2 protein-coding genes are annotated in these 2513 nt (G+C 65.8%); both read right to left on the bottom strand.

Annotated features, from left to right (window positions below; translation table 11 throughout):
* Window positions 1–146: 146 nt before the first annotated feature.
* Window positions 147–911, bottom strand: coding sequence for an IS21-like element helper ATPase IstB (gene istB / locus BM171_RS18555; protein WP_093016120.1), 765 nt, complete (start codon window positions 909–911; stop codon window positions 147–149).
* The gene (gene istA / locus BM171_RS18550) at window positions 908–2395 is read right to left on the bottom strand and encodes an IS21 family transposase (RefSeq protein WP_139218759.1); all 1488 of its coding nucleotides are present in this window, start codon (window positions 2393–2395) and stop codon (window positions 908–910) included. The genes istB and istA overlap by 4 nt, the downstream gene beginning before the upstream one ends.
* Window positions 2396–2513: the final 118 nt, after the last annotated feature.

Below are 2513 nucleotides of genomic sequence, written 5' to 3'. Positions count from 1 at the left end.
TGTCAACGGCGGAGTAATAACCGGCCACGTGGCGGCGCAAAACCAGGCCAGTGTCGGGGTGCTGAGCGCCATGGCGCGCGCGCTCCCCAAATAGCTGGCGCGTGCCATGGCGCTTTGGCCCGGAGGGCCAATACTGCGACGGTTGATCAGGTGGCGGCGTCGGCCTTGCGAGCACGGCTTTGGCCGAGCCGATAGCTCTCGCCGTTCATCTCGAGGATGGTGACGTGGTGGGTCAGCCGGTCGAGGAGAGCGCCGGTCAGGCGTTCGGTGCCGAAGGTCTCCGTCCATTCGTCGAACGGCAAGTTGCTGGTGATCATCGTGGAGCCGCGCTCGTAGCGCTGCGAGATCAGCTCGAACAGCAGTTCGGCGCCGGTCTTGGACAGCGGTACGAAGCCGAGCTCGTCGATGATCAGCAATCTGACGCCGTCCATCTGCTTCTGGAGGCGGAGCAGACGACGCTCGTCGCGGGCCTCCATCAGCTCGTTGACCAGTGCCGCGGCGGTGATGAAGCTCACCGACAGCCCCCTCTGGCAGGCGGCCAGCCCCAGCCCCAGGGCGACATGGGTCTTGCCGGTGCCGCTGGGCCCGAGTGCGATGACGTTCTCGCGTCGGTCGACCCATTCGCAGCGGGCGAGTTCCAGCACCTGCATCTTGTTGAGCTTCGGGATCGCCTTGAAGTCGAAGCTGTCGAGGCTCTTGGTGGCCGGGAACTTCGCGGCCTTGATGCGCCGCTCGACCATCCTGCGCTCGCGGTCGATCAGTTCCAACTCGACCAGGCGGGCCAGGAACTGGACATGGTCCAGCCCTTCGGCGGCGCACTGGCGAGCCAGCTTTTCATACTCGCGCAGGAAGGTCGGCAGCTTCAGCGTCTTCAGATGATCCGCGAGCAGGATCTTCGGAGTGTTGGTCATGCCGTATCCCCCGACAGCAGCGACATGTAGCTGGCCGCTGACGTCGTCGCGACCTTGGCGCGCGGCAAGTAGGGATAGACGTCGAGGTCCAGCCTCGGCGGTCGTTTCTCAACCCGGCAGAGAACGAGGTGCTTCACGGCGTCGAAGCCGACCGCGCCCAGTTGCAGCGCCTTCTTCACGGCGGCTTGGAGATCGTCGACGTCGAAGGTCTCCAGCAGCCGCAGAACTTGCACGTATTCGCGGCGCCCGGCCTTGATCATCCGCGCCTCCATCAGGCGGCGCAGGGTCGCGAACTCCGGCGGCAGGTCCCACTCGGCCAGGGGGGCTGCCTGGTCCAGGGCGTTGATCTTGCGCTCGATCAGCGGAAGGTAATGCACCGGATCAAAGACCGTGTCCTCGCGATCGTAGCAGCGGGGATGGCGTGCGATGACCTCGCCACCACAGCCGATCACGACGGCGTCCACGTAACCCCTGATCCAGACGTCGCGATGGCCGTATGCGACCGGCACTGAGTAGTCGTTGGTCTTGTAGCGCACCAGAGCCTGGGAGCTGACCCGCCCGGTAGCCTGGTCGCAGGCATCGAACGGCGCCGCCGGCAGGTCGGACATCGCGGCCAGATCGCGTGCGAACCGGTCCCCGATCGTCTCGGACTGGCCGCGCAGGACATCCGCCTGGCGCCTGCGGCACTGCTCCTCGAGGTAGGCGTTGAACGCATCCCAGGTCGCGAACCGCGGGATCGGCACCATGAAGTTGCGGCGGGAGAAGCCGACCAGCCCCTCCACGTTGCCCTTGTCGTTGCCTTTGCCAGGCCGGCCGTAACGGTCGCGGAACAGGTAATGCGACAGGAACCCGCTGAAGAGCGTGGCCCGCTGGCGCGTGCCGTCCGGCAGAATCTTCGCCACCAAACAGCGGTCGTTATCGTAGACGACCGAGACGGGCACCTTGCCGAAGAACGCGAAGGCGTGGACGTGGCCGTCAACCCAGGCCTCCGCCGTCGCCGCCGGATAGGCCCGGACATAGCAGGCATCGCTGTGCGGCAGGTCCAGAACGAAGAAATGAGCCTTCTGCTCGACCCCGCCGATGACGACCACAGCCTCACCGAAGTCGGCCTGAGCCTGTCCCGGCGGATGCGCCAGCGGCACGAACACCTCGCGGCCCCGCCGCTCGCGCTGACGCATGTAGTCCTTCACAATCGTGTAGCCGCCGGTGAACCCGTGTTCGTCGCGGAGCCGCTCGAACACCCGCTTCGCCGTGTGCCTCTGCTTGCGGTGGACCTCCCGGTCGCCCTCCAGCCAACCGTCGATGATCCCGGTGAACGCATCCAGCTTCGGCCGCTTTACCGGCGCCGTCCGCCGGTATCCAGGCGGAACCGAGAACGCCATCATCTTGGCGACGCTATCGCGCGAGATGTTGAAATGACGCGCTGCTTCTCGCTGGCTCATGCCTTCCGCACAGGCCAGCCGAACCTTCCGATACAAGTCCACGGTGAAAATCCTCCCGCCCTCCCTGTCACCAGAAAGGGCAAAGGTGGCCGACTTTTACGCCGCCCGCAGCAGGCTCATCCCGCCGCTCCCGTGGCCGACTTTTCCACCGCCGTTCTCA

Origin of the sequence: Roseivivax halotolerans (assembly GCF_900115815.1) — a bacterium.
Classification (GTDB): domain Bacteria; phylum Pseudomonadota; class Alphaproteobacteria; order Rhodobacterales; family Rhodobacteraceae; genus Roseivivax; species Roseivivax halotolerans.
The sequence above is the reverse complement of the archived record's forward strand: the minus strand, read 5'-3'. Positions and strand labels throughout refer to the sequence as shown.

What these genes read in the sequence shown, in the direction of transcription:
- istB (WP_093016120.1), bottom strand. Translation starts at nt 911, where the DNA reads ATGACCAACACTCCGAAGATCCTGCTCGCGGATCATCTGAAGACGCTG.